The 25905-nt window shown below is 47.1% G+C and carries 25 protein-coding genes; 15 read left to right on the top strand and 10 right to left on the bottom strand.

Translation table 11 applies throughout. The features are described 5' to 3' along the window. The first annotated feature begins 30 nt into the window (after positions 1-30). Together BKB51_RS15220 and BKB51_RS20990 are read left to right on the top strand one after the other, a co-directional pair. Positions 31-579, top strand: a complete 549-nt coding sequence (locus BKB51_RS15220) for an NUDIX hydrolase (protein WP_085902085.1) — start codon at positions 31-33, stop codon at positions 577-579. A 249-nt stretch (positions 580-828) separates the two neighbouring features. Then, positions 829-2937 (top strand): methyl-accepting chemotaxis protein, encoded by a 2109-nt coding sequence (locus tag BKB51_RS20990; RefSeq protein WP_085901969.1) that lies wholly within the window; start codon positions 829-831, stop codon positions 2935-2937. A 47-nt stretch (positions 2938-2984) separates the two neighbouring features. Here the strand turns inward: BKB51_RS20990 and BKB51_RS15210 are convergent, their stop codons facing one another. Beyond that, positions 2985-3902 (bottom strand): LysR family transcriptional regulator, encoded by a 918-nt coding sequence (locus BKB51_RS15210; RefSeq protein WP_085901968.1) that lies wholly within the window; start codon positions 3900-3902, stop codon positions 2985-2987. A gap of 99 nt (positions 3903-4001) precedes the next feature. Between BKB51_RS15210 and speB the strand changes: the two genes are divergently transcribed. After that, positions 4002-4964 carry an agmatinase gene (speB, locus tag BKB51_RS15205; protein WP_085901967.1) on the top strand — a complete coding sequence of 321 codons (963 nt, stop codon included), beginning with the start codon at positions 4002-4004 and terminating at the stop codon, positions 4962-4964. A gap of 37 nt (positions 4965-5001) precedes the next feature. On the opposite strand, the gene BKB51_RS15200 is transcribed toward speB, so the two are convergent. The 6 genes from BKB51_RS15200 to BKB51_RS15175 form a co-directional block, all read right to left on the bottom strand. Beyond that, the gene (locus tag BKB51_RS15200) at positions 5002-5736 is read right to left on the bottom strand and encodes a hypothetical protein (protein WP_085901966.1); all 735 of its coding nucleotides are present in this window, start codon (positions 5734-5736) and stop codon (positions 5002-5004) included. Positions 5737-5764: 28 nt separating this feature from the next. Further along, positions 5765-6706 carry a signal recognition particle-docking protein FtsY gene (gene ftsY / locus BKB51_RS15195; RefSeq protein WP_085901965.1) on the bottom strand — a complete coding sequence of 314 codons (942 nt, stop codon included), beginning with the start codon at positions 6704-6706 and terminating at the stop codon, positions 5765-5767. A 36-nt stretch (positions 6707-6742) separates the two neighbouring features. Further along, complete coding sequence (gene mtaB / locus BKB51_RS15190) at positions 6743-8050, bottom strand: tRNA (N(6)-L-threonylcarbamoyladenosine(37)-C(2))-methylthiotransferase MtaB (protein WP_085902084.1); 1308 nt, start codon at positions 8048-8050, stop codon at positions 6743-6745. Positions 8051-8121: 71 nt separating this feature from the next. Next, complete coding sequence (locus BKB51_RS15185; RefSeq protein ID WP_085901964.1) at positions 8122-8976, bottom strand: alpha/beta fold hydrolase; 855 nt, start codon at positions 8974-8976, stop codon at positions 8122-8124. 54 nt (positions 8977-9030) lie between these two features. Then, positions 9031-9873 carry a diaminopimelate epimerase gene (gene dapF / locus BKB51_RS15180; RefSeq protein ID WP_085901963.1) on the bottom strand — a complete coding sequence of 281 codons (843 nt, stop codon included), beginning with the start codon at positions 9871-9873 and terminating at the stop codon, positions 9031-9033. Between the two features lie 150 nt (positions 9874-10023). Next, positions 10024-10476 carry a PAS domain-containing protein gene (locus BKB51_RS15175; RefSeq protein WP_085901962.1) on the bottom strand — a complete coding sequence of 151 codons (453 nt, stop codon included), beginning with the start codon at positions 10474-10476 and terminating at the stop codon, positions 10024-10026. 405 nt (positions 10477-10881) lie between these two features. Between BKB51_RS15175 and ffh the strand changes: the two genes are divergently transcribed. The 5 genes from ffh (at position 10882) to rplS (ending at position 14540) form a co-directional block, all read left to right on the top strand. After that, the gene (ffh, locus tag BKB51_RS15170; protein ID WP_085902083.1) at positions 10882-12252 is read left to right on the top strand and encodes a signal recognition particle protein; all 1371 of its coding nucleotides are present in this window, start codon (positions 10882-10884) and stop codon (positions 12250-12252) included. Positions 12253-12325: 73 nt separating this feature from the next. Continuing rightward, positions 12326-12715, top strand: coding sequence for a 30S ribosomal protein S16 (gene rpsP / locus BKB51_RS15165; RefSeq protein WP_085901961.1), 390 nt, complete (start codon positions 12326-12328; stop codon positions 12713-12715). Between the two features lie 27 nt (positions 12716-12742). Continuing rightward, entirely contained in the window at positions 12743-13267 is a 525-nt protein-coding gene (gene rimM / locus BKB51_RS15160; protein ID WP_085901960.1) for a ribosome maturation factor RimM, read from the top strand. A gap of 55 nt (positions 13268-13322) precedes the next feature. Next, positions 13323-14054 carry a tRNA (guanosine(37)-N1)-methyltransferase TrmD gene (gene trmD / locus BKB51_RS15155; protein WP_085901959.1) on the top strand — a complete coding sequence of 244 codons (732 nt, stop codon included), beginning with the start codon at positions 13323-13325 and terminating at the stop codon, positions 14052-14054. Between the two features lie 57 nt (positions 14055-14111). Further along, positions 14112-14540 (top strand): 50S ribosomal protein L19, encoded by a 429-nt coding sequence (rplS, locus tag BKB51_RS15150; protein WP_085901958.1) that lies wholly within the window; start codon positions 14112-14114, stop codon positions 14538-14540. Positions 14541-14669: 129 nt separating this feature from the next. On the opposite strand, the gene BKB51_RS15145 is transcribed toward rplS, so the two are convergent. Next, on the bottom strand, positions 14670-15560 hold the full coding sequence (locus BKB51_RS15145; RefSeq protein ID WP_085901957.1) for a DUF547 domain-containing protein: 891 nt from the start codon (positions 15558-15560) through the stop codon (positions 14670-14672). Positions 15561-16069: 509 nt separating this feature from the next. Between BKB51_RS15145 and leuC the strand changes: the two genes are divergently transcribed. The 5 genes from leuC to BKB51_RS15125 all read left to right on the top strand — a co-directional run bounded on the left by leuC (position 16070) and on the right by BKB51_RS15125 (position 20816). Next, positions 16070-17476, top strand: a complete 1407-nt coding sequence (leuC, locus tag BKB51_RS15140) for a 3-isopropylmalate dehydratase large subunit (protein WP_085901956.1) — start codon at positions 16070-16072, stop codon at positions 17474-17476. A 17-nt stretch (positions 17477-17493) separates the two neighbouring features. Beyond that, positions 17494-18096 carry a 3-isopropylmalate dehydratase small subunit gene (gene leuD / locus BKB51_RS15135; RefSeq protein ID WP_085901955.1) on the top strand — a complete coding sequence of 201 codons (603 nt, stop codon included), beginning with the start codon at positions 17494-17496 and terminating at the stop codon, positions 18094-18096. Between the two features lie 140 nt (positions 18097-18236). After that, positions 18237-19349, top strand: coding sequence for a 3-isopropylmalate dehydrogenase (leuB, locus tag BKB51_RS15130; protein WP_085901954.1), 1113 nt, complete (start codon positions 18237-18239; stop codon positions 19347-19349). A 133-nt stretch (positions 19350-19482) separates the two neighbouring features. Further along, positions 19483-19644: a hypothetical protein gene (locus tag BKB51_RS20770; RefSeq protein ID WP_158090248.1), complete on the top strand. Its 162-nt coding sequence runs from the start codon at positions 19483-19485 to the stop codon at positions 19642-19644. A gap of 155 nt (positions 19645-19799) precedes the next feature. Continuing rightward, positions 19800-20816, top strand: coding sequence for an aspartate-semialdehyde dehydrogenase (locus BKB51_RS15125; RefSeq protein WP_085901953.1), 1017 nt, complete (start codon positions 19800-19802; stop codon positions 20814-20816). 111 nt (positions 20817-20927) lie between these two features. On the opposite strand, the gene BKB51_RS15120 is transcribed toward BKB51_RS15125, so the two are convergent. After that, positions 20928-21395, bottom strand: a complete 468-nt coding sequence (locus tag BKB51_RS15120; protein WP_085901952.1) for a GNAT family N-acetyltransferase — start codon at positions 21393-21395, stop codon at positions 20928-20930. Between the two features lie 153 nt (positions 21396-21548). Here BKB51_RS15120 and BKB51_RS15115 point away from each other — a divergent pair, with 153 nt between their 5' ends. Further along, positions 21549-22142: a TetR/AcrR family transcriptional regulator gene (locus BKB51_RS15115; RefSeq protein ID WP_085901951.1), complete on the top strand. Its 594-nt coding sequence runs from the start codon at positions 21549-21551 to the stop codon at positions 22140-22142. Continuing rightward, positions 22139-24664 carry a PEP/pyruvate-binding domain-containing protein gene (locus BKB51_RS15110; RefSeq protein ID WP_085901950.1) on the top strand — a complete coding sequence of 842 codons (2526 nt, stop codon included), beginning with the start codon at positions 22139-22141 and terminating at the stop codon, positions 24662-24664. The genes BKB51_RS15115 and BKB51_RS15110 overlap by 4 nt, the downstream gene beginning before the upstream one ends. Positions 24665-24713: 49 nt before the next feature. Here BKB51_RS15110 and BKB51_RS15105 read toward each other — a convergent pair whose 3' ends face one another. Next, the gene (locus BKB51_RS15105) at positions 24714-25760 is read right to left on the bottom strand and encodes a GlxA family transcriptional regulator (protein ID WP_085901949.1); all 1047 of its coding nucleotides are present in this window, start codon (positions 25758-25760) and stop codon (positions 24714-24716) included. Positions 25761-25905: the final 145 nt, after the last annotated feature.

Here is a 25905-nt window from a genome sequence, read left to right as displayed (position 1 = left end):
CTCAAGTCATGGCGCAGACATGCTGATGATATGAGTAACGATGATCATTTACATATTCCCCCTGATGCGTCTTTTTCCCGTCGAATCCCTGGTCAGGATGACCGGGAACGAATAGTTTGTGATACCTGTGATTATGTTATCTATGAAAACCCCAAAATCGTTGTCGGGGTTGTTGCCACGTGGGACGAAAAAGTCCTTTTGGTGAAAAGAGAAATCGAACCCAGGCGTGGATATTGGTCACTTCCTGCTGGTTATCTGGAGCTTAATGAAACGGCTGAAGATGGGGCTGCAAGAGAAGCCTGGGAAGAAGCAAGGGCAAAGCTGACTATTGATCAAGTTCTCGCGGTTTATTCTCTTCCCCGTATTAGTCAAATTCAAATAATATACCGAGCAAAACTTTCTAGCCCCGAAGTATCTGCTGGACCGGAAAGTCAGGAAGTTATGCTTTTTGATTGGCAAAATATTCCATGGCCGGATTTAGCTTTCCCAACAGTAGTATGGGCACTTAATCAGTACCATTCCATTCGCGATCAAAGTGCGTTTCCACCCTTTGCTAACCCCCTTGATTCAGAGGGATGATTTAGAGGAATTTTAGGGCTCTTTTTAAGCAGCAAACCCAAACATAGATTTTAGCTATGGATGACATAGATTTGTTGTATATTTGGCTTGATTTGTCGTAAATTTGACAGATTTTATATTTTTTTCAAGTTTTGTGATAAATATTCCCACATATAGATATTTATTAGCTAGTTGTTAAAGTCTCAGCCTTTATCTTCGCATTTCATGTCTCGCGCGATCCTGAATCGCTATGCTATGGAGTTCGAGTAAATGTTGTCTAAAGCCCTCACAATCCGTAACAGTCTGTATGCTGTTGCTTTAATCTTAACCGGACTTGTGATCTACCAAGCTGCAACGTCAGTTTTAGAAGACTGGCAGGATTATCAAGACGCACAGACAACATTGGAATATAATCGGGTTGAAGGGCAGCTGATTTTGGCCGCTAAATTTTGGGCCGAAGAGCGTGCTTTAACATCTGTTGCAATTGCATCGAGTAAAGAGATTACGGATGCAGGACAAAAAGATATTATCACTGCTCGGCAACAAGCTGACGTAAGTTATCTCGAAGCATTTTCCTGGTTAGAAAATAACGCGAATTTTGCTGATAAGGCGGCAGTTCTGGAATCTGTACAGGCGACCCATGCGGCATTGGTAGAAATACGTCCTAATATCGATATATATGTCTCTGTCCCTAAGTTCCAAAGAGATCGCAAAGTTGGTTCAGCGGCTGAACCCGCCATTACAGATATGATCATGGCGTCAAAAATGCTGCGGGAAAGGTCTTCCTTCCAGCCTGAGAAATCGGGCCCGAATTTCACAATGGTTCAGCGATTAAAAGAAAGCGCTTGGGTGATGAGCGAATATGCCAGTCGTGAAAAAGCTGGTCTGGCTTATGCTATTTCCAAGAAAGTGAAGCTTCGCGGAACACGATTAAAGAACTTTTACACAGATCGTGGACGTGTCGAGAATGCCTGGCAAGATTTTCTGGCCTATTCGCACAAGCCAGATGCCGCTGAAAAAATCACGGGTGTGATGGCTGAATTGGAGGCTGATTTCTTTAGTGAGGATCAATACGAAGGCCTGCGTGCTGCTGTCTTCAAGAAGGGTATCCGCGGAGATGACTATCCTGTTGATGAAACAGAATGGTCGAAGACTTCTGAGAAAGCGATCAGTCCGATTTGGGATCTTGTTGATGTGACGACTGTTACCTCGGGGGAGTTGGCGAATGCGGCAGCAACTGAAAGCTGGAACCGGATGGTCGCGGCATTAATTATTTTATCAATCGGTGTTGTTGCCGGTCTCGTGTCTTTCTGGATTGTTGCTGTACGGGTAATTTTCCCGGTGAAGTCGATTACATCCTCTATGCAGGAATTGGTTGATGGTAACCTCGACGCAGAGATTAGAGGTGCGAGTGGTCATGATGAAATTGCTGATATGGCCAAGGCGGTTCTAGTCTTCCGCGATAATGCTGTTGCGGTTAAGAAGCTGGAAGAAGAACGCAAGGAAGCTGAAAAGCGAAATGAAGAAGAAAAGCGTCAGGCCATGGTAGAGCTTGCTGACCGCTTTGAGAGCGAAGTGAAAGGGATTGTTCAGACAGTATCATCGGCGGCAACAGAGATGAGAAGTACATCCGAAGGGATGCAGTCTACCGCCGGGAATACGTCACAACAGGCTGTGGCGGTAACCTCTGCATCAGAGCATGCGACAGGCAACGTTCAGACTGTCGCGGCAGCAGCAGAAGAACTTTCGAGTTCAATTAATGAAATCAGCCGTCAGGTAAGCCAATCCACAAGTATTGCAGGCGATGCAGTAGCAAGAGCTGAAGATGCTAACCAGCAGGTTTCTGGCTTGTTAGATGCTTCAACCAAAATTGGTGAAGTTATCAAGTTGATTTCAGATATTGCGGAGCAAACGAACTTGCTGGCATTGAATGCGACGATCGAGGCTGCACGGGCTGGAGATGCGGGAAAAGGTTTTGCTGTCGTTGCCAGTGAAGTGAAAAGTCTCGCAACACAGACAGCCAAAGCAACAGACGAAATTGCGCATCAAGTAACCGGTATCCAAGGAGCTACAGATACGGCGGCTGATTCAATCGGCAAAATTACAGGTACTATTGAGCAAATAAATGAGATTACGGCTTCTGTGGCTGCGGCTGTTGAAGAGCAGGGCGCCGCGACGCTAGAGATTTCACGCAATGTTCAAGAGGCTGCGACGGCTACCAGCGAAGTATCTTCAACGATTTCAGATGTGACAAGCGGTGTCGAGGAAACCGGACGCGCTGCACAGGATGTACTGAGCGCGGCATCCGAACTGTCTAAGCAATCAGAAATGCTTAATACACAGGTTGATGATTTCATCCATCAAATTCGAGAAGCATAAGCCTTCCAAAATTTGATACACTTATTTAATAGGGGGCTTTACTGTAGTTAAGTCCCCCTCTTTCGTTCTCTATTCAGACTTTCTGCAAAACATTTCTTAAAAGCATCAAGAACAGGGGAAGGGTGTGTGCCCGCCCGAGCAACTAATTCAAAAGTTGATTGATAACCTAGTTCTTGAGGATTCAGTGCTTTCATTTCTCCACTCTCAACCCATTTCTGGGCGAGATGATCTGGAAGATGGGCAAGGAAATGCCCCGAAAGCACCAAATAAACAAGTCCCTCCATTTGATATGATAATGCGCCGGAACCTATTGTTTTGATATTTGAAGGATGAGGGCGACCTGCTGTATAGCCACGCTGAGCAATTCTGTAATCTGTTAAATCCTGAGGCTTGAGCTTATCCGTGCTGATATGGAAAAGGGGATGCCTGGAACCGCAATAAAGGATTTGATTTTCAGTGAAGAGCGGTTGGTAGTGAAGACCTGGCAAGTGTTTTGGGAAGGCGCCAATTGCAATATCCAAACGTTGATCAAGGACTTCTCGCTCTAAGAGGTTAGGGGGCAGAATATTGATTGTGGTTTCTATTTTTCCTTCCAAATTGAATAGCTCGTGCAGGCTTTGTGCTATTGACGAATTTGGATGAGTAATCAGGTTGTCAGTAATGCCCAGTGAAAGTTTACCACTTAGTTCTTGGCGGAGATCGTGAAGCTCATTGGTGAAGCCATCAATCTGATTAAAAAGCGTTTTGGCGGCGTTATAAACACGTTCGCCCTCTCTTGTTAATGAGAACCCTGTTCGCCCCCGTTGACATAGTCGCATGCCAAGTCGTGTTTCGAGATCGGACATTTGAATACTGATTGTCGATATACTGATGTTAAGCTCGGCTTGAGCTTGAGAGAAGCCACCGCAGTCAGCTACGGTCAGGAATACACGGAGTTGGCGGAGGTCCAGAGTATCTAGTTTCATAATTTGATATTTCTCAAAGTAAACTTTGTTATTTTGTAATTTCTTTAAGTTACTCCTGAGATCACACTAAAGGCGAGTTTTTATTTTGAGAGGCAAGTGATGAGCAATCTTACTGAGTTACCACCTGATGGAATGGATTTGCCACGGTTTAGCGGTATTGCAACCTTTATGAGGTTGCCGCACGTTACTGATTTTACAGGGTATGATATCGGGATTATTGGCATTCCCTGGGATGCAGGTGTTACCAATCGTCCTGGCACGCGTCATGGCCCTCGTCAACTCAGGGACATGTCGAGCCTTATTCGCAGATATAACGGGGCAACCTGGGTTGCGCCTTTTGATGACTGCCGGATTGCTGATTTTGGCGATGTAAAAGTGAACCCTGTTGATCTTGATATGACGATGCAACGTGTCACGGACTATATGGCGAATATACGTGAAGCTGGGGTCATGCCAATGGTCGCCGGCGGTGACCACATGATCTCACTGCCGATACTTCGTGGACTTGTTGCGGATACAGGGCCTGTGGGGATGGTACATTTTGATGCTCATATGGATGTGAACGACAGTTATTTTGGCGGTAGTAAACTGACCCACGGCACGCCTTTCCGTCGTGCTATAGAAGAGGAATTGCTGGATCCTAAGCGGGTTGTTCAGGTCGGAATCCGAGGATCACGCTATGACCGTTCTGATGAAGAATATGCACAAGAGGTTGGTATAAGAGTCATTACCATTGAGGAGTACTTTGATCTTGGTATCCAAGAGGTTATCAAGGAAATTCATCGTGTGGTTGGAGATCAAAGAACTTATGTGACTTTTGATATTGATGCGTTAGATCCGTGCTATGCTCCGGGTACAGGTACGCCCGAAATTGGTGGCTACACACCGTTTGATGCGCAGGTGATGATTAGGTCGCTTGGTGACTTGAATCTGATTGGTGCGGACTTGGTCGAAGTCTCTCCGCCATTTGATCAATCGGGGGGGACAGCAATCGTTGGTGTCAACTTGATGTTTGAGCTGATTTGTGTGTTGTCACAAGCGCGATGCCGACAAAAGTCATAGATATCATTAACTCTCAAAGGATGCTTTAGCGTATAACCTAAGGCTCCTTTGAGGCAAATGCCAAACGGAATTGTTGCATCAACATTCTGGTTAGTTGCCAACCCTGGAGTGCCTGCTGTTTGGTTTTTTCTCCGCAAGTATCTTTCCCTTGGGATGCTGCAGTAGTGTAGGAAGCATCGGTAACAGACGTGTCTGAAGCATCCGGGTATCTTGTTTGCAGAGCATCATTTAGGGCTTTGTATCCAACTCTCAATTGTTCTTCGTATTCGGGTAACAGATGATTACAGACAGAATTTGTCCCGGCTGCTGCTGCGACAATATTAATTCGTTCTTCATCGAATTTTTTATCACTGACATTTAGTTCAAAAGTTTGCCCTGTTAGTTGCTGTGTCAGGTCACGTGCTTTTTGCAGAGAGTTTTGTATGAAATCCTGTGATTCCTTATCACATTTGAAACGCTCATCTCTGGATGTTTGATAGGCTGTCCCCCTGACCATATTAAGGACAGGTGTGTTGGTGAAAATTTTGTTGAGAGAATAGTCCAGTAAATATTGTTGCCAGTAATATTCTCTGGTTTCTGCTGGGGAAAGCAGCAGGCACCTCTCTTCGAGAGCAAGGCCGGTAGCAATCTTGCCGTATTCCCTGATCATTTCATTTGAATCGAGTTGTTTACTCTGTTCAGCATAACTTACTTCTGGATGTGTTATGGCAACACAAAAAACAGTACAAATTGGACCAAGAGCTTTTTTGAGCAGAAAAACAGTACTTTTCATTATCTTCCCATTAAGGATCAGCTGTGGCTTAGATGTTATCTAGCCCCATAAGAGAGCGTGAAAAATCTTTTGCTGTAAAGGGGCGTAAATCATCGGCTGTTTCGCCGATGCCGATTGCGTGAACGGGTAGCCCGAATTTTTCAGCCAGGGCGACAAGAATTCCCCCACGTGCTGAGCCATCCAGTTTGGTGACTACCAGACCACTCACATCCACGAGCTCTTTAAAGGTGCCTACTTGAGAAACAGCATTTTGACCAGTTGTTGCATCAAGAACCAAGACCACGTCGTGAGGTGCGTTCTCGTCCAGTTTTTTTATGACGCGAATAACTTTCTGGAGCTCTGACATCAGGTCGGATTTGTTATGCAGGCGCCCGGCTGTATCAATGAGAACAACATCAGCATTTTCAGCCCTTGCACGTTCGATAGCTTCATAGGCAAGACCTGCGGCATCTGCACCGGTTTCTTTGGCAACGACTGGACAGCCTGTGCGGTCTCCCCAGATTTGGAGTTGCTCAATTGCTGCTGCTCTGAACGTATCACCCGCGGCGAGCATAACATTTAGGCCTTGAGCCTTGTATTGGGTGGCCAGCTTGCCAATGGTCGTGGTTTTACCGCTGCCATTGACACCTACCATCAACATGATGTGGGGAGATCTGGATTTATCAACGTCAAGAGGTGTCGCTACAGGCTCTAGTATTGTTGCGATATCTGCAGCTAGAGCTTCTGAGATTTCCTGTGGTTCAACATCTTTATTAAATCGGGTTTTGGCCAGATTACTTGTTAGCCGAGTTGCCGTTGCAACGCCGAGATCAGACGTAATCAGAAGCTCTTCGAGCTCTTCAATGCTTTCATCATCCAGCTTCTTTTTGGTAAATATACCGCCAATACCTTCACCCAATTTAGAGGAGGAGCGGCTAAGTCCAGCTTTCAGACGGGAAAACCAGCCACCTTTTTTCTTATCTTCACTCATTTGGGATATCACTCATGTTGTGGTGTTTATGACAGGTTATTGGTTGGATAGCTGTGCTCGGGCAGTATTTGCTGCGTCTGTTCCCAGTGGGTATGCGAGTAACTTTCCATCACGAACATCGGCAATGTACACAGGAACAACCTGTCCGGAAAGATCCCCTTCAAGGGCTTCAATTTGTACAGGAGCGTAGTGTTCGGTTCGTCCAAATCCATTCTTTTCAATCAGAACTTGCGATGTGCTGCCTACTCTGCCCTGCATGAATAGGTTTTCTGCTTTTTGTCCGGCGTTACGCAAACGTGCTGCACGTTCTTTACGAAGATTTCCGGGTACCTGAGGCATTTTTGCTGCGGGTGTTCCCGGGCGTTCTGAATAGGGGAAAACATGCAGATAGGTCAGGCCAAGTTCTTCGACCAGACGATAGGTGTTTTCGAACATTTCATCGGTTTCAGTTGGAAAGCCTGCAATAATGTCTGCACCAAAAACAACATCTGGGCGTAGTTCCCGGGCTTTGACAACCATGTCGACAACGTCTTGTCGCAAGTGTCGACGCTTCATCCGTTTGAGAACCATGTCGTCACCGGCCTGCAACGAAATATGCAGGTGGGGCATGATTCGTGGCTCTTCACCGAACAGGCGATAGGTGTCTTCGTCTATTTCAACAGGATCAAGAGACGAAAGTCTTAAGCGTTTAAGCTCAGGAACTTGTGCCAATAGTCTGCGCGTCATCTGACCGAGTGTGGGGTGTCCGGGCAGATCCAGGCCGTAATCTGTGATATCAACCCCGGTCAGCACGACCTCTTTTACACCATTGTTAACAAGCGTTTTTACTTGTTCTGTAATCGCGCCAATGGGAACCGAGCGGTTATTGCCGCGGCCAAAAGGAATAATACAAAAAGTACAGCGGTGATTACAGCCTTGCTGAATTTGAACAAATGCACGCGTATGTTCTTCAAAGCCGTGAACGAGATGAGCTGCCGTTTCTTTGGCTTCCATAATATCATTAACGGAAACTTTGGCGTTGGGATCCAGATCGAAACTCTCGCGCTTTAGCTTCTCTTCATTGCCCATAACATGATCAACTTCTGTCATCCCGGCGTAGAGATCGGGGTTAATCTGGGCGGCGCATCCGGTGACAATGATTTTTGCATCGGGGTTTGTACGGCGAGCTTTGCGAATGCTTTGCCGGGCCTGACGTTCTGCTTCGGTGGTGACAGCGCAGGTATTAAAGATAATGGTATCTGACAATCCGGCTTCGCGGGCATGCTGACGCATTACCTCGGACTCATAGGTATTAAGCCGGCAACCAAAAGTAACAATCTTTGGATCTGTCAGATTCTTTGTCATGATCGCTTTATGAACGATGATCCGAGCCTTGTCCAGCAACGGCTTTGCAACTCAGTTATGCGAGGCAAAGGCTAGTTTGTGTTATTCGAAACCTGATTTTGAACGGCAGATATACGTTGTTGAATATACTGCCAGATTTTGGGTGTTTCTTTTTCTCTGAAACATCGGCTCCAGGGATACCCATGAAAGTCAGAGATGCCACAATCTTCCGGGGTTTGTACAAGCAATGTGATGTTGCTCATTTCCTTCATGAAATTCAGATCTTCAGGAGGCGCAATTTTATCACCCTTAAAGGAATAAACCAGGCCGGGCTTCTCTGTTGCTTGCTCGACGGTGGATTTCCATATCTGGTAATAAGGCGCCAAGTCATCTGATTCTTTGCTTTCACCTGTATAGGCATAGCCATATCCCGGTGCGGAGATGATGAACCCGTTGAATGAATTTGGAATATCTGCTGCCGCCACTAAGGTGGTTGAAGCTCCACCGGAATGACCGAGTAAAAAAGCTCTGTCTGGTGTAATCCCATGGCGTTTGAATCTCTCTAAAAGGAGTTCCAGTTCTACGCTCCTTTTGAAATAGCGTGCTTCGCCGGGTTTTTTACCGCTGACTTGCTGTGAACATAGATAAAAAATCACTGTGTTATCGTGTTGGCGTACAATCGCACGGGCGTATGACGGAATTGATTCTGGATAGCACTTCTGCCCATGTCCGCCATTACTCGTGCCATGATTATAGATAAAAAGGATTGTACTTTCCGGATTGGGAATGTTCCGTTTCATTTCCTTTGAGAAGTCGGCATCCCGAATAGGAGTAAAGCTATTGCCAACTGCAAAGGCTCCATAAGGATCTTCGATTTTATCTGGTTTGGTTGTCTGACAGGCAGATAAGAAGGTGGCAACGATAAACAGAAGTAGGATGCGTGGCATTGGATCTACATTAAAATATGAGTAATAGTGGAGGGTGCTGTTATCTGGAAAGTGTTAATGAGGACTTTGTAATAACTCTGGTGCGATGTGCCCTTCGAAAGCTTTTGAAACCGGTCCTGTCATGAGGACGGTCCCGTTTTCTTGCCAATGTATGTATAGAGGGCCGCCATCAAGGTCGACCTGGACTTGTCTATCTGTCAGGCCCCGTCTGGCTGCTGCGACAGCGGCTGCACAGGCGCCAGAGCCGCAGGCCGAAGTTATGCCTACGCCACGTTCAAAAACACGCAGGCGAATGTGATTTTCGCCAATCAAAGAGGCAACGCTGATGTTTGCTCGTTCTGGGAAAAGGGGATGATGTTCTAGCCTAGGCCCCAAGGCTTCTAGCTCGATAGCTTCAGCATCTTCAACAAAGAATACGGCATGTGGATTCCCCATATTCACGCAAACAGGGTTACGTAACGGGGGAAGTTTGATGCCAGTATTGAGAGTATCTCTTTCTTCCGAGAGAGGGATATCTTTCCAGTCTAGGAGAGCGGGTCCCATATTGGCTGTGATCAAACCATTTTTTTCTTTACTGACCTGTAGGAGGCCCGCCAAAGTTTCGACGGTAACTGTATCCTGACCAGTTTCGCTCATGAGTATAGATGCAATGCAGCGGGTGGCATTACCACAGGCGCCGACTTCACTGCCATCGGCATTTTTTATCCGCATGAAAGCATTGGCATCAGGATTCTGACTTTTTTCTATAACGATAAACTGGTCGCAACCAATGCCAAATCGGCGATCGGCGATCAAACGTGATTGATCTTCTGTCGGTGTGAATGCTTCTTTCCGGGCATCAATGACAACAAAGTCGTTACCCAGGCCGTGCATTTTCACAAAGGATCTACCGTTCATCGTGTGCTCTCTTATGACGTCATTTATCGGCGTTCTTCGCCACCAAAGGTATCGGATTGTTTAATGAGTTATAAGATAGAGAGAAAACTGTCTATTTAAAAGCCTCTAAAGAAACTGCAGAAACAGAGGACTTCTTATCAGGTTGTTAAATCAGGGGGCTGATTTTCTTGTGTATGTGACGCCGACCAGCAGCATGTCAACATTTACACCGTCCCTGGCAAGAGGAAGAATAAGGTCTTCCATCTCAACGATATCTTTTTTGGGGCCGACATAGGGAGTACTTGGGTAGATTGGTTGCGCTGTTTCAACGGCTTGTTTGCAGTTGTCCCATATCCTGCTCGGGGGTTTTTGATGGTCCAGAGTACTCATCCAATGATTGGTGTGATCATTCCTTAGATAGGCTGAGATATGGGTGCCAATCAACCTGTATCGAAAGTCAAGTGGTGACGTTTGTACATCAAGCAATATTAGATGCGGAAGAAAATCAGCCATTTCAGCAGGATCTATATCGTGCCTGGCCGGTAATTTGTCCGGAGAAGCCTTGCTGAGCCAATAGTCATACAGTTTTCTGATTGGCTGTGTTTTTACCTTAACTTCTAACATGCCGAATCTTCGCCCGAAACGGATGTGTTCTTGTTGTAACTGGGGTATGAAATCCGCATTCGGGTATCAGAAGCCGTTGTTTTCTTGTTATTTATTTGTGGCCTATAATTAGACGGGGCGAGGTAAATGGCAACTGACGAGTGATTGTATTTCTTGTCAGTATGACACTTGGCGACTCCAGCAAGAGAGAAAACGTGGCTCCGATTGCACTGAGTCGCTGAAAAAGCTTGACCTTCACGTGGGTTTTTTATACGTTCCGCTCAAATATCTGCAAAAGTTAAGTGCATAAGCTCTAAGGAGCTCCGCCAGTCCGCGAGTATCGCGCACTGGCGTAAATTGCGTTTGGCCTTTGTGATTACCGTTTTCAGCCATGTTGGCTGGATGATTGAGGAAAAGAGGAACAGTATGTTCGATAGCTTACAGGATCGTCTGGGATCAGTCTTTGACAAGCTGAAGCGCCGTGGTGCATTGAGCGAGGCTGATGTTACAGCTGCTCTGCGCGAAGTGCGTGTTGCTTTGCTTGAAGCTGATGTGGCGTTGCCTGTGGTCAAAGACTTTATCGAAAAGGTAAGGGTTGAAGCTGTCGGGCAGGATGTTCTGAAATCCGTGACCCCGGGTCAGATGGTTGTAAAGATCGTCAACGATCAGCTCAGCGAGATGTTGGGGGCTGATCACGTTGCCCTTAATCTACAAGTGACACCGCCAGCCGTTATTATGATGGTCGGTCTGCAAGGATCCGGTAAGACGACATCTACGGCTAAGATCTCTAAACGCTTGAACGAAAAAGAACGCAAGAAAGTCTTAATGGCTTCTCTCGACGTTCGCCGTCCAGCAGCACAAGAACAGCTCGCTGTCCTTGGTGCGCAGATTGGCGTGAGAACCTTGAACATTGTGCCTGGTGAACAGCCTGTGGCTATCGCTAAGCGTGCTGTTCAGACTGGTGCACTCGAAGGTTTCGATGTTGTAATGCTCGATACGGCAGGGCGTCTGGCTATCGACGAAGAGTTGATGGCCGAAGTCGCAACTGTCCGGGATGCGGCCAAGCCAGCAGAAACATTGCTGGTTGCGGATGCGATGACCGGTCAGGATGCAGTCAATGTTGCTGATACTTTTAATCAGAAAATTGGTCTGAGCGGTATCGTGATGACCCGTATGGATGGTGATGCTCGCGGTGGCGCGGCCTTGTCCATGCGCGCTGTAACCGGTTGTCCGATCAAGTTGATCGGTGTCGGTGAAAAGCTTGAAGAGCTAGAAGATTTCCACCCTTCCCGTGTTGCCTCTCGTATTCTGGGTATGGGCGATGTGGTTTCCTTGGTTGAAAAAGCTGCTGAATCCTTTGAAGAGGAAGAAGCTGCTAAACTTGCCAAGAAAATGAAGAAGGGTAAGTTTGATCTGAACGACTTGGCGTCTCAGCTTAAACAAATGCAAAAAATGGGTGGCATGTCGAGCCTGTTGAACATGCTTCCAGGTATGAATTCCGCCCAGATGAAGAAACTGAAAGATGCCAAGGTCGACGACAAGATTATCAATCGTCAATTGGCCATCATTTCATCCATGACACCTCATGAACGCGAAAAACCGGAAGTTATCAAGGCAAAGCGGAGAACCCGCATTGCGAATGGTTCCGGGACATCGGTTCAGGATGTGAACAAGCTTCTAAAGCAACAGCAGGAAGCTGCCCGCATGATGAAGAAGGTCCAGAAGATGGGCAAGAAAGGCATGATGCGGGGTGGGTTGCAAAACCTGATGCCTCCTGGGATGGGTTTTCCTAAATAAGGGAAACCTGCGAAAGAGTGCTTCTGAATAAATTGAGTATTATTAAGTTTAGTGTTTAACAAGAGGAACTGAAATGGCTGTAAAAATTCGCCTAGCCCGTGGCGGCGCCAAAAAACGTCCATACTACCGTATCGTAGTTGCGGACGCTCGCGCTCCACGTGATGGTCGCTTCATCGAAAAGATTGGCGCCTATAACCCAATGGTACCAAAAGACCACCCAGAGCGTCTGATCCTGGACGAAGATCGCGCTAAATACTGGTTGTCAACTGGTGCTCAGCCTACAGATCGCGTTGCGCGTTTCCTAGGTAATCTTGGTCTCGCTGAAAAGCGTGCTGTTCCAGAACAGACCAAGAAAAACCAGATGAAAGCGAAAGCAAAAGAGCGTCTGGAAGAAAAGCGTATGGCTGCAGAAGCAGCTGCTGAAGAAGCTGCTGCAGCTTCTGAAGAAAGCGCAGCTGAGTAATTCGGCGAACTTAGGATTTCTTAGCTCATGGCTTCAAACCACGAAGATAGAATTTGTGTAGGTGTGATCGCTGGCGCGCACGGAGTGCGTGGTGGTGTGAAGGTCAAAAGCTACACCGAAATTCCTGAAGACGTGGCGGCATTTGGACCGGTGACGGATGATGCGGGCAACCGTCTCAAAATTACCGTAACAGGCCAGGCCAAGGGTACTGTTCTTACGCGAATTGAGGGTGTGAAAGATCGTGATCGCGCCCAAGAAATGCGAGGAACAAAATTGTATGTTAACCGTGATCTTCTACCGAAACTGACAGAAGACGACGAATATTACTATTCTGATCTCGTAGGCCTTAAGGTCGAGAACGCTCAGGGAGTGGCTCTTGGTACTGTAAAAGGTGTCTTCGATTTTGGCGCTGGGGATATTCTTGAATTTGTCAGTGATAGTGGACAATCGGAAATGGTCAGCTTTACTGAAAGCTCTGTGCCGGTTGTGGACCTCGAAGGGCAACGTATCGTAGTTGATATGCCCGAAGTTGTTCTGGGTCGGGAAGACTAGGGATCAAGATCTGTGATCTTCTTTCCATGTCTTTCAAACCGGGTTGCTCGACAGGATGTTGGATAGCGTGACAGCCAACTGGAAAGCAACAGTACTTTCGCTCCATCCGGAAATGTTTCCGGGCTCACTGGGATTATCCCTGGCGGGCAAGGCCCTTGAAAAAGGGATCTGGGAGTTGGAAAGGGTGGACATTCGCAATTTTGCGTATGATAAACACCGTACTGTTGATGCTATCCCCTTTGGGGGAGGTGCTGGTTTGGTAATGCGTCCTGATATTGTTGATGCAGCTTTGGACTCTGTGGCTGGCAATGCCGGTCCGGTTATCTATCTCTCGCCGCGCGGACGGCTTTTGGACCAGAAACTGGTCAAAGAGTTAGCGGCAGGACCCGGGGTAACTCTCTTGTGTGGGCGTTACGAAGGGATCGATCAGCGGGTGTTGGACGCGCGTGAAGTGATAGAGGTTTCGGTTGGTGATTACATCCTGTCCGGTGGTGAACAGGCGGCATTAATCCTTATGGATGCTGTCATCAGGTTATTGCCGGGGGTTATGGGAAACAAGGAATCCGCAGACGAAGAATCGTTTGAAACTGGGTTGCTGGAATATCCGCTCTATACGCGACCTGCCGAATGGCAAGATCGCAAGGTGCCCGAGGTTCTTTCCTCTGGTCACCATGGAAAGATAAAGCAGTGGCGCCAGGAACAGGCGGAAAAGATTACCAGGGAACGACGCCCGGATTTATGGGAAAAGTACCTGGATAAACGTAACGATACCAAACTGGGCCGATAGGTCCGTTGAAAAGTTAAACGGGTCATTGGCCCCAATAGAATGGTAGAGGATAGAAACATGAATGTAATCGAGAAGCTGGAAGCTGATCAGGTTGCCAAACTTACAGATGGCAAAAAAGTTACCGAGTTTGCTGCTGGTGATACCGTCCGCGTAAACGTAAAAGTTGTTGAGGGTACACGCGAGCGTATCCAGGCATTTGAAGGCGTATGTATCGCACGTAAAAATGCTGGTCTGAACTCTTCTTTCACTGTTCGTAAGATTTCTTACGGTGAAGGCGTTGAGCGTGTATTCCCACTTTACAGCCCACGTGTTGATTCAGTCGAGTTGGTTCGTCGCGGTGATGTGCGTCGTGCGAAACTTTACTACCTACGTGGCCGTCGTGGTAAATCTGCACGTATCGCAGAAAAAACAACCGGTGCTGCTGGTAAAGCTGCTGCTGCGGATCGCGCTGATAAAGCTGCTGCTAAGGCCGCTGCTAAAAAGTAAGCGGTTCGAGACTGTCGACGAAGAGCTTTCTCGTCGATCAGGAGTTACAAAAGAGGGTGCCTAATGGCACCCTCTTTTGTTTATGCAGATCCTCAGGGGAAAGTCTGTGCTGATGACAAGAAAGACTTATTAAGATCCAGTTGAGGCAGTGGCGACAACAGGAACAGAATTCAAGTCCCAATCATAAGTATGGTTGTCGATAGAGCGGATTTTCATGAGCTCTTTTTGACGTTCTTTCGATGCGTAAGTACGCAGGTGATCCAGTACCGATGCATCACTGCCGCCAAAGTCTTCTTTGAACCAGACATAGATACTGGAAACAACCGCCTCGTTATTATCGCCGATGTTTACGGCACGTGGGTGATCAATGAAGCGTCGGGCTGCAGCCGTTAGTTGGGCATCATATTCTGCCGCAGTGATGACTTCTTTTGGCAGGTCAGGGCAGCCCAAAGATGCGCAGTTGAGCACGTAGTGAATACGTGGATCTTTCCAGCCCGGGCGCAGAATACCGTGTTCGATATCATTAAGAGAGACTTTCTCACCTTCGATGCGGAGAATCTTTTTCCCCCATGGGCCTGATGCAAATAGTCCGGGGGAAATATTGATATCCCGGATACTTTCTACAGGCATGTGTTCCAGAATCAGATTTACGGTTGCCGCATTGTAGAGATTAACCCAATAGGCAAGTTGTTGGTCTCTGTTAAGATTGCTGACTTTGATGTTTTGCAGGTATTTCAGATGCTCCTTGAGCGCCAGTTGGTCATTAAAGCTCACTCTGTGATAGGCGATCCGCGCGATACCGTCATAGTTTTCTTCACGGTATTTCTGGATGAAGACGTTCCATTCATTTTGATTGACCGCTTCTGTGCTCTCCGCACTAAAGTCTGCCCAACGAGGGATAAGGTTTGAGCTTGGAGCAAAAAGCGACTCGAAGGGGCTGAAGCCACTGGTGAACACCAGTATTATCAGGGCCAGGGGCACAGCCAGTTGCCTGGAGAATCTCTGTGTAAAACTGGCCATATAAATGAACTCCCATTTTTTGCCAAAACCTAAGTGAAAACCTAGTTTGAAAACACATTGTCATGAACTTATGTACTTATTATGGGCAGACTGAGGCCATTTGGTGAGTGTTCGTCCAGTAACAATCCTGTGGCATAAATGGTCAATGATCGTGAGAATGTCGGGTAATTATATGTTCTTGCACCAATTTTTCCTCACAGAGAACTCACTTTTCCCGTGAGGAGAGCAGAGCATAAAAATAGCGATTTTTTGAAAGTTGAACAATTGAGCTCTGTATAAAGTATGTGATTTACAGTCAAAAAGTGAAATTTTCTTATAGAATCGTCATAAAAACAGATTCAATCGTTCTAAAGGACTTTTCGCCGCACTGCGGAAGCGCTATGCTCCGCGCGAAACTAGTAAGAAGACTGCTTGGCCGCTGTTAGAGGTTCAGCCTCGTCGTCAGGACCTGTTTAGGCAGGAATGGCCGCCCCAAAATACGCAGTTAAATATACGAGGACGATGTTAGGATGAGTAACCCGCGTACCCTTTTCGAAAAGATTTGGGATAGCCATCTGGTTGACCGTCAGGAAGACGGCACCTGTTTGCTTTATATTGATCGCCATCTGGTACACGAAGTCACAAGCCCGCAGGCCTTTGAAGGACTTCGTATGGCTGGCCGTAAAGTTCGCCGCCCGGAAAACACACTTGCTGTTCCCGATCACAACGTACCAACATCTGGTCGCGCACAGGGAATTGCCGACGAAGAAAGTCGTATTCAGGTTGAAACGCTTTCCAGTAACTGTGAAGAGTTTGGCGTGCAGCTTTTTGGTATGGATGATGTTCGTCAGGGTGTTGTACACATTATTGGCCCAGAGCAGGGCTTCACTCTGCCGGGCATGACAATTGTTTGTGGTGACAGTCACACGGCGACGCACGGTGCATTCGGTTCTCTTGCCTTTGGTATCGGTACATCCGAAGTTGAACATGTTCTGGCGACGCAAACGCTGATCCAGAAACCAGCCAAAACAATGCGCATCACTGTCGAAGGTGATTTGCTGCCAGGTGTTACCGCGAAAGACATGGTGCTGCACATTATTGGTGTGATTGGTACTGCGGGTGGTACAGGTTATGTGATTGAGTATGCTGGTGAAGCCATGCGCAAGCTTTCCATGGAAGGCCGTATGACGATCTGTAACATGTCAATTGAAGCTGGCGCGCGCGCGGGTCTGATTGCTCCTGATGAGACAACATTTGAATATATCAAAGGTCGCCCAATGGCCCCGAAAGCGGGTAACTGGGAACAGGCTGTTGAGTACTGGAAAACTCTGCCTTCTGACGAAGGTGCGACTTATGATAAGGAAGTTATCATTAAGGCCGCAGATATCGAACCACAGGTTACCTGGGGCACATCGCCGGAAGACGTGGTTGGTATTTCAGCGGTTGTTCCTGCGCCATCTGATGGGCGTGACGAAAACAAAAAATCTGCAATTGAGCGTTCTCTTGAGTATATGGATCTCAAAGCAGGTCAGGCGATCAAAGATATTGCCATTGATAAAGTCTTTATCGGATCTTGCACCAACGGTCGCATTGAAGACTTACGCGAAGTGGCACGTATCGCAAAAGGCCGTAAGGTTTCCGATAGCGTTTATGCCATGATTGTTCCCGGATCTGGTTTGGTTAAAATTCAGGCGGAAGAAGAAGGTCTGGATGAGATCTTTACCGAAGCTGGCTTTGATTGGCGTGAACCCGGTTGTTCCATGTGTCTGGCGATGAATGCTGACCGTTTGTCACCGGGCGAGCGTTGCGCGTCTACATCAAATCGTAACTTCGAAGGCCGTCAGGGCCGCGGTGGACGTACGCATCTGGTAAGCCCGGCTATGGCGGCGGTTGCTGCTATCGCAGGTCATTTTGATGATGTTCGCAAATACGACTAAGCAAAGGATTACAGAGAATGGATAAGTTTACATCACTCACCTCTGTGGCGGCTCCCTTGCCATTGGTGAACATCGATACGGATATGATTATCCCTAAGCAGTTTTTGAAAACTGTTAAGCGGACGGGCCTGAAAGCTGGTTTGTTCTACGAATTGCGTACGGATGAAGACGGTAATCCCGTTGATTTTGTACTGGATGAACCTGCTTATAAAGAAGCGCAAATTCTGGTAACAGGCGATAACTTCGGCTGTGGTTCTTCCCGTGAACACGCACCGTGGGCTTTGTTGGATCAGGGGATTCGCTGCGTTATTGCACCAAGCTTTGCGGATATCTTCTACAACAACTGCTTCAAGAACGGTATCTTGCCGATTGCTTTGCCACAGGAAGATGTGGACAAGTTGATGGATGATGCTAAACGCGGTTCCAATGCTGTGGTTTCCGTTGATTTGGAAACTCAGGAAATCAAAGGTCCAGATGGCGGCACAATCAGCTTTGAGGTTGATGCCCATCGCAAACATTGTTTGTTGAACGGTCTGGACGATATTGGCCTGACTTTTGAAAAGTCTGCGCATATTGATATGTTCGAGAACAAGCGTAAAGCGACGCAACCTTGGTTGTAATATTTTGATGGGGGTCGTTTATGGCCCTCATTTTTTTGTGAAGAGGCTCTGAAGTATTATTGAGATTACCTCAAGAGTCTGTGGTTATAGAAAGGCTGGCAATTGCCAGTCTTCTCTTTGTTAAATTCGGAAGAAGAAACATGGCATCAAATAAAAATCTATTGATTCTCCCCGGGGATGGAATCGGTCCTGAAGTGATGCGCGAAGTACGTCGCGTTGTTGATTGGATGGACAAACGTCGTGCAGTGACCTTTGATATCGACGAAGACCTGGTCGGTGGTTCTGCGATTGACAAACACGGTGTTCCCCTGGCTGATGAAACAATGGACAAGGCGATGGAAGCCGATGCCGTATTGTTAGGTGCTGTGGGTGGTCCTCAATGGGACAATCTTGATTTCTCTATCAAGCCAGAACGCGGTCTTTTGCGTCTGCGTAAGGAAATGGAACTCTTTGCCAACTTACGTCCGGCGCTGTGTTTTGATGCTTTGGTTGATTCCTCGTCCCTCAAGCCTGAACTGGTTTCCGGTCTGGATATCATGATTGTGCGTGAACTAACCGGCGGTGTTTATTTCGGTGAACCACGCGGGATCGAAGATCTTGGCAATGGTGAGCGTCGTGGTATCAACACGCAGGTTTACACAACATCTGAAATTCGCCGCGTTGCAGAGGTTGCCTTTGATCTCGCGCGCAAACGCGACAGCCGGGTTTGTTCTGTTGAAAAAGCCAATGTCATGGAATCAGGGCTGTTGTGGCGTGAAGAAGTGACCAAGTTACATGGTGAAGGCTTTGACGATGTTGAACTGTCTCACATGTATGCCGATAACTGTTCAATGCAGTTGGTGCGTACGCCAAAACAGTTCGATGTTATCCTGACTGATAACCTGTTTGGTGACATGTTGTCTGATACAGCAGCAATGTTGACTGGATCCCTGGGTATGCTGCCATCCGCATCTTTGGGTGCAACAGATGAGGCTGGTCGTCGCAAAGCAATGTACGAGCCAGTACACGGGTCTGCGCCTGATATTGCTGGTGAGAACAAAGCCAACCCGCTGGCAACTATTCTCTCCTTTGCAATGAACCTGCGCTACTCCTTCGATATGGGCGATGAAGCCGACCTGATCGAAAATGCTGTGAACAAAGTTCTGGCATCTGGCAAGCGTACTGGCGACATTATGGCTGCTGGCTGTGAAATCGTTTCTACCGAAGGCATGGGCGAGGCTCTCCTTCGCGCTTTGGATGAGCAGGCTGCCTAAGTTAATAGTGGCGTGAATTTGTAGGGAGGCTTTTTGTTGTACAAACAAGAGAATCCAGAAATTTCATTGTTGACCGATGAGATAAAGCTGATTACGTTTACGCCCGAGTTAAATCCCGAGTGGAATAGAGTTTATGTCTAATAACGTTGCACATATGGCCCCGCGCGCTGCACACACTGCGAAGTCTCTTCGTCGTGCGTTCACTGCTGCGCGTCCAGTTGCAACAACGACATGGACCACGATTACCACCACGCCTGTCAAAACCATGAAGGTTAAGATGGGCGGCAGTAGGTAAACCCTCTCGGGAATAAAGGCTAATAAAAGGGCCGTCCCATTGAGGGGCGGCCCTTTTTCTTTAGGGCTTCTGTCACTACTCAAAAGTGGTCAGGATGAGAAGATTTTTTAAACCGGTCCTTTGGGCCAGTAAATGAAAGAGCATAGGCTAAAGCCATGGGTCACAAGATTGCAGTAATGGGCGCAACAGGCGCCGTAGGTCGTGAAGTTCTAACAACTCTGTCCGAGCGCGGGTTCGATATCAATGATATCACGGTTCTTGCTTCCAGCCGTTCAGCAGGTACCAAAGTATCTTTTGGTGAAGAGGGCGAACTCACAGTTCAAAATCTTGCTAACTTTGACTTCAAGGGTATCGATATTGTGTTGTCGTCCCCAGGTGGCGCTGTTTCTGCAGAGTATTCACCAAAAGCAGCTGCGGCTGGTGCTGTTGTGATCGATAACACGTCCCATTTCCGCATGGACCCGGATGTTCCTTTGATCGTACCGGAAGTGAACCCGGAAGCACTTGCCGGCTATAAAAAGCGCAACATCATTGCCAACCCGAACTGCTCTACCATTCAGATGGTCCATGTTCTAAAGCCGTTGCATGAACTTGGTTTGATCAAGCGTGTGGTTGTTTCAACCTATCAGGCTGTTTCTGGATCTGGTAAGGATGCCATGGATGAGCTGTTTAATCAGACGCGCGGGATTTTTGTGAACGATCCGGTGAAAAAAGAATGCTTCACCAAGCAGATTGCCTTTAACGTAATTCCACACATCGATGTCTTCATGGAAGACGGTTACACCAAAGAAGAGTGGAAGATGATGGTCGAGACCAAAAAGATTCTCGATCCAAAAATCAAGGTAACCGCAACTTGTGTGCGTGTCCCTGTTTTCATCGGCCACTCCGAAGCAGTTTCTATCGAATTCGAGAAAGAAGTGACTGTTGAACAGGCCCGTGAAGCGTTGAAAGACACACCGGGTATTACGGTGATCGATTATCGTCAGGACGAAGGCTATGTCACACCGCAAGAAGCGCAAGGCGAAGATGCTACTTTTGTTAGTCGTATCCGCGTTGATCCAACCGTTGATAACGGTCTGAGTTTGTGGGTTGTCGCTGACAACCTACGTAAGGGCGCAGCCCTTAACGCAGTTCAGATTGCTGAACTGCTTATTAAGGACCACCTCAGCTAAGCTGAGGGTATTCCTTAACACCTCCTCTGTCGTACTTGCCGGGCTCGGAAATTTATTTCCGAGCCCTTTTTTTGTGTATCGGAGACTTGGCTTTTGCTGAGCATTTCAGTGTTAATCTAGCCGTGCTAGGTCCTTTTTCATAACGTGCTGTGGTCCTGATCTCCCTTCGGCCTTTATCATGCCTGTGTCGGCAAACCCTGAACGCAAATAGAGGTTAATGGCACTATGATTTTTGCAGTTCACGGTCAGACATACGCCAGCTGCTTCAGAGTATTGTTCTTTAAGAAAGGGGAATAGTTCTTTGAGAAACTCTTTTCCATAACCCTGGTTCTGATGTTTGCTATCAATGATGACTTCGTGAAGCTCAAGATGATCAGGAATACACTGGTTGTTCGTCTTGGAATCAATCTGGAAAAAGCCAATAATCAATCCGTTGACTTCGATGACATAATTCTCCCGATACAACCCAGTTGTGCTCAGGGTTTCTGCAAGGGGGTCAACGTAGTTGGTTTGTTTGCCTGTTACGACAAATGCAATCACCGCTTTTCGATCACTTTCGTTATAACTTCGTAATAACATTTCACTCACCCCCAAATTGTATGGAAAAGTATTTTCATCCTAAGCATGCGGAGCAAGAAGAATTTTGCAGGGGGTATATCTTTCTGACAAAATCATCTTGACTATTTTAGACTATAGTACAAATTTAGACTTAAGTCTAAATGGAGTCTTGTCATGACCGAAAAGAAAAATGTGCGCCCTAAATCTCGTGATTTAATCATGAATGCTATGGAAAGCATCTTGAATCAGGATTCTTTCGAGGCTGCTACTGTCGATGCGGTTATTGAAAGGTCCGGTGTTGCCCGGGGAACCTTCTATTATAATTTCCCGAGTAAGAATGCTGTTATTCATGCGTTGGCTCGACGTGCCGCACAGCCGATGGTAATGCGCGCAAGAGAGAGGCTATCAGAAGCCGGGTCCCTATCAGATGTGTTGACTGATATTGCACAGGGAATTGCAGACTGGAACCAGCAACATCCAAAGCTGGGGAGAGCAGTTTTAAGCAGTATCTATGACGAGCGCGGCGTGCCGATGCCACCCGATCCGAATAATCCAGAGTCTTTTCGTAGCTTCCTTTCTGACGTTTTTTTGATGAGCCAGAAAAGGGGTGAAATTCGCGAAGATATTCCGGCCATGAATTTGTCATTGATGTTTATTGGGATGCTTTATCAAGGGCTGTTTGTGTGGTTTGCCCGCCCCGATTCCGCAAACCTTTCTCTGTGGGCGCAGCAATCAGCATCGCTTTTTCTTGAGGGAGTTAAGTTATGAGTGGTTTTATCCTTACACTGGGAGAGGCCTTTGACCGTGGAACAGATATTGTTGGGGGCAAAAGCTGGGGTTTAGCAAAGCTTGATCGCTATGGGTTTAAGATCCCCAAAACGCTGGCACTGACAAATGGGCTATATCAGGAAGTGATTGAGGCAGCTTTGCCAGAAGACCTGCTGAAGGACCTGAAGTCGAAACCAGATGATCTCATTTTGATTGAGACAATACATGAAATTATTCTCAAATCAGAATTGCCGAAAACTTTCATAACAGAGCTTGAGGCAGGTCTCTCTGAGTATGACTTGCAGGACGCGGATCTTGCTGTGCGCTCGTCTGCTGTTGGAGAAGATGGAGCTTTTGCATCCTTTGCCGGACAACATCAATCCGTTCTTTCTGTCACAGGAACTGATGCGCTGATCTTTGCGATTAAACAGTGCTTTGCTTCTTTATGGACTCCTGCGGCTGTGGCTTATCGATTGCATATGGGGTTTGATATCCTGGGTGTTTCCATGGCGATTACTCTTTGTGAGATGGTCGGGGGAAACGTGGCAACGAAGTCTGGTGTTGCTTTTACCATTGATCCGGTTTCGGGGCGTCGAGATCTTATGATTGTTGAGGCCGTCACGGGTTTGGCTGTCGAGTTGGTAAATGGTCAGGTACAGGGGTGCCGTTATGAAATTTCTCGTGACGATTTATCGACGTCTGTTGTTGATGGTGGCCCTTTGAGCGCATTGCAATTAGAAATTTTGGCTGAACACCTCATACGATTACATTGGACAATGGGGGATGGAGATATTGGCTATGATACGGAGTGGGTTTTTAAGGGGGATGAGCTGTATTTTGTGCAAGCTCGTCCGGTAACAGCTGTACCGCACTTAACTTTACCAAAACTATCCACTGATCCGGTTATCTGGAGTAACGCCAACTTCAAGGAAGTTCTTGCTGAAATACCTTGCCCTATGAGCTGGAGTTTTCTTGAAACAGAGATTCCCAGAATGCTGCATATGATCCCGAATTATACGGGATATAGGGTGCCCCCGGGAATTCATACAATCAAGCGTATTAGCGGACGATGTTATGCCAATTTATCAGAGCTCCAATGGCTTTGGTATGACGGATATGGTCAAAGTCCGGATGATTCAAATCGTAATCTTGGTGGGCATCAACCCTCTATCGCTCTGCCAGATAATGAAAGGCTTCTTGTAAAAATCAACCGTATATGGCGCGGTATACGGGTTATGTTATTGTTAAGTGGCGCTGACAAGCAGTTGGAAGAAACAAGCGCCGTTATTTTTGAAAGGGTTCGTTCCTTTCGTGACCGCGATCTGACGGAATGGAGTGAAGAGGATCTCGTTGAGGACCTGTGGTGCTGGGTTAAGGATACACAGGCTTTTATGCCTGATTTTGCCAAGGGTGCGAATTATTGCGGTTTCAAGCTTTTCCTCTTTGAGCAGCAAGTGAACAAGCTTACATCAGAAAAAGATAGAAGGCTTGCCCATGCCTTATTGAGTGGGGGTGGGCAGATGGATAGTGCTGAGCATGCGATTTGCCTTCGTTCTCTTGCCGAAATAGCAAGAAATGACCCAAAGGCTATGGATATTCTTCAAAGTAACGAATTGCCGATTGAGGTTGGCGATGGTGCCTTTGAAACAGCCTTGAGAGATTATCTTGATCTCTATGGACATCGAGGGGTTGGTGAACTGGATATGCGGTATCCTCGGTGGAGTGAATCCCCTTGCTTTTTGTTTGAACAAATTCAGTTTCTAATGGTCCACGGAAAAGAGGTTTCAGAAAGCTCTCTGCTCGATGATGATCTTAAGCGTATGCTGGATAACTTGTCAGCACGAGGGCGTAAGGCACTAATTGCTGCTGGAGAACAAGCCCGTGCGGGTATGGCATTGAGAGAGCGAGTGAAGTCAGCGATTGTTGCTTTTATGGAGCCGGTCCGAAGATTGGTTATGGAAATGGGGCGACGTATGGTTTTGGAAGGGAGCCTTCAAACCGCAGATGATTTGTGCTGGATTACTTTTCAGGAGCTTCGTGCCCTACTTGAGCGAACTTGGGATGGTAGAGGGCTTACGGAATTGATCGAATCTCGACGGAACCAGCACGATTTATGGGCTAAAGAAACTGTTGCTGATGTTTATACTGAGGAGCCTGGGCAACAACCTGTACAACAGATTGTTGAGCCGTTAACAGGAACTGAGCTACTTGGATTTGGAGCTTTTCCAGGTCAGTACCAAGGTGTTGCCAGGGTATTGCAGTCTCCTGAAAAGGGACAGGCTATGAGGCAGGGGGATGTAATGGTTGCACCCTTTACCGACCCTTCGTGGACACCGTTGTTTTTGCGGGCTGGCGCACTTGTTATGGAAATTGGGGGGACCATGTCCCACGGTGTCATTGTAGCACGTGAACTTGGTCTTCCGACGGTGGTTAACATTCCGGGTGCCCTACAGTGGGTAGAGAATGGGGAATTGCTAGAAGTCGATGGCAGTTTGGGACGCATTACCAAAAAGGCTGCTTAGATTTTTCCCGATGGAAGTGACGACGTGGAAATAGCATTGTTTTGCTTGATCAAGAAGGACCAAAGTGTTGCAGGTATTCTGTTGTTGTAATGCCAAGATTGCGCAGAAAGCTTCTGCGCATTTTTTGCAGATCGCCAAAGCCACATAAGTCTGCGACCTGTTTCATTGAAACGCCTTTGGTAAGGAGGACCCTGGCCTGATTAAGGCGAGTCAACTCAACAAACTGGACAGGGGAAGAGCCTAAAGTTTGATTGAAACGGCGATCAAGTGTGCGCGGCGTCATGTTTGCCTCTTTTGAGAGTTCGGATAGTGTCCAGTTTCGCCTGAGGTCAGAGCTTATTTTATCGACAAGCTGTAGAAGTTTTGGCTCAAGGCGTTTTTGAGCTTCGAGAAGGTCCGAGAACTGTTTCTGTCCCCCGCTCCTGCGGAGATAAACAACAAGTTCCTGAGCGACATCAAGTGAGTTTGATGTGCCATGATCTTCTTCAATAATTGCCATTGCGAGATCAATGCCGGTCGAGACACCTGCCGAGGTGTAGATTTGATCTGATTTTGTGTAGATGGTGTTGAGCTTCCAGGTCACGTTAGGGAAGCGTTCTTTTGCCATCTGTTCCCGTGACCAGTGAGTTGTGGCGTCTCGCCCGTCCAGAACACCTGAAGCTGCCAAGATAAGAGCGCCTGAACAAATTGAAATCAGTCGGCGATCTTTGTTGTGGGTGTGAAATGTCTTTAGCGTGTGCTGTAAAATTTCATTTTCAAGAAGCTGATCAACGCCAATGCCACCTGGAATTAACAAATCTGAATGAGGGTTCAGGTCGGTGATTTTCCCATGGGGCATGATCTCCATTCTACAGGAGGTGTAAACAGAATTGCCATCGAGCGAGAGAAAGCGGTGTGTGTAAAGTGGTGTATTACCTGTCTCGCTTTCTAATCTTCTATCTGTACCAGGATCTGTTGGCGTCTCTGTTGCAGGAGCAGAGGCACTATGAAAAGCTTGCACGGGGCCGCTTATATCTAGAATATTTGCGTTATCAAAAACCAGAACGCCGATTTCTCGGCTCTTTTTCTCTGTTTCCAGCGTTTTCTTTGGTCTCAATGATGTGCTCCTGTCCCTTTAAACCAGTATTGCCTGTGTTGGGGGTTTTGGCAATATTTGATGTTCTAATATCATTTTTGACAAGGTGTGGTTGCGTTACAGTAGCGCTTAGGATCGAAGATATTGAGATCAACCTGGGGCTAAG

This window comes from Kiloniella majae, from assembly GCF_002118315.1.
Taxonomy (GTDB): domain Bacteria; phylum Pseudomonadota; class Alphaproteobacteria; order Kiloniellales; family Kiloniellaceae; genus Kiloniella; species Kiloniella majae.
The sequence above is the reverse complement of the archived record's forward strand: the minus strand, read 5'-3'. Positions and strand labels throughout refer to the sequence as shown.

What these genes read in the sequence shown, in the direction of transcription:
- BKB51_RS15220 (WP_085902085.1), top strand. Translation starts at nt 31, where the DNA reads ATGAGTAACGATGATCATTTACATATTCCCCCTGATGCGTCTTTTTCC.
- BKB51_RS20990 (WP_085901969.1), top strand. Translation starts at nt 829, where the DNA reads ATGTTGTCTAAAGCCCTCACAATCCGTAACAGTCTGTATGCTGTTGCT.
- BKB51_RS15210 (WP_085901968.1), bottom strand. Translation starts at nt 3,902, where the DNA reads ATGAAACTAGATACTCTGGACCTCCGCCAACTCCGTGTATTCCTGACC.
- speB (WP_085901967.1), top strand. Translation starts at nt 4,002, where the DNA reads ATGAGCAATCTTACTGAGTTACCACCTGATGGAATGGATTTGCCACGG.
- BKB51_RS15200 (WP_085901966.1), bottom strand. Translation starts at nt 5,736, where the DNA reads ATGAAAAGTACTGTTTTTCTGCTCAAAAAAGCTCTTGGTCCAATTTGT.
- ftsY (WP_085901965.1), bottom strand. Translation starts at nt 6,706, where the DNA reads ATGAGTGAAGATAAGAAAAAAGGTGGCTGGTTTTCCCGTCTGAAAGCT.
- mtaB (WP_085902084.1), bottom strand. Translation starts at nt 8,050, where the DNA reads ATGACAAAGAATCTGACAGATCCAAAGATTGTTACTTTTGGTTGCCGG.
- BKB51_RS15185 (WP_085901964.1), bottom strand. Translation starts at nt 8,976, where the DNA reads ATGCCACGCATCCTACTTCTGTTTATCGTTGCCACCTTCTTATCTGCC.
- dapF (WP_085901963.1), bottom strand. Translation starts at nt 9,873, where the DNA reads ATGAACGGTAGATCCTTTGTGAAAATGCACGGCCTGGGTAACGACTTT.
- BKB51_RS15175 (WP_085901962.1), bottom strand. Translation starts at nt 10,476, where the DNA reads ATGTTAGAAGTTAAGGTAAAAACACAGCCAATCAGAAAACTGTATGAC.
- ffh (WP_085902083.1), top strand. Translation starts at nt 10,882, where the DNA reads ATGTTCGATAGCTTACAGGATCGTCTGGGATCAGTCTTTGACAAGCTG.
- rpsP (WP_085901961.1), top strand. Translation starts at nt 12,326, where the DNA reads ATGGCTGTAAAAATTCGCCTAGCCCGTGGCGGCGCCAAAAAACGTCCA.
- rimM (WP_085901960.1), top strand. Translation starts at nt 12,743, where the DNA reads ATGGCTTCAAACCACGAAGATAGAATTTGTGTAGGTGTGATCGCTGGC.
- trmD (WP_085901959.1), top strand. Translation starts at nt 13,323, where the DNA reads ATGTTGGATAGCGTGACAGCCAACTGGAAAGCAACAGTACTTTCGCTC.
- rplS (WP_085901958.1), top strand. Translation starts at nt 14,112, where the DNA reads ATGAATGTAATCGAGAAGCTGGAAGCTGATCAGGTTGCCAAACTTACA.
- BKB51_RS15145 (WP_085901957.1), bottom strand. Translation starts at nt 15,560, where the DNA reads ATGGCCAGTTTTACACAGAGATTCTCCAGGCAACTGGCTGTGCCCCTG.
- leuC (WP_085901956.1), top strand. Translation starts at nt 16,070, where the DNA reads ATGAGTAACCCGCGTACCCTTTTCGAAAAGATTTGGGATAGCCATCTG.
- leuD (WP_085901955.1), top strand. Translation starts at nt 17,494, where the DNA reads ATGGATAAGTTTACATCACTCACCTCTGTGGCGGCTCCCTTGCCATTG.
- leuB (WP_085901954.1), top strand. Translation starts at nt 18,237, where the DNA reads ATGGCATCAAATAAAAATCTATTGATTCTCCCCGGGGATGGAATCGGT.
- BKB51_RS20770 (WP_158090248.1), top strand. Translation starts at nt 19,483, where the DNA reads ATGTCTAATAACGTTGCACATATGGCCCCGCGCGCTGCACACACTGCG.
- BKB51_RS15125 (WP_085901953.1), top strand. Translation starts at nt 19,800, where the DNA reads ATGGGTCACAAGATTGCAGTAATGGGCGCAACAGGCGCCGTAGGTCGT.
- BKB51_RS15120 (WP_085901952.1), bottom strand. Translation starts at nt 21,395, where the DNA reads ATGTTATTACGAAGTTATAACGAAAGTGATCGAAAAGCGGTGATTGCA.
- BKB51_RS15115 (WP_085901951.1), top strand. Translation starts at nt 21,549, where the DNA reads ATGACCGAAAAGAAAAATGTGCGCCCTAAATCTCGTGATTTAATCATG.
- BKB51_RS15110 (WP_085901950.1), top strand. Translation starts at nt 22,139, where the DNA reads ATGAGTGGTTTTATCCTTACACTGGGAGAGGCCTTTGACCGTGGAACA.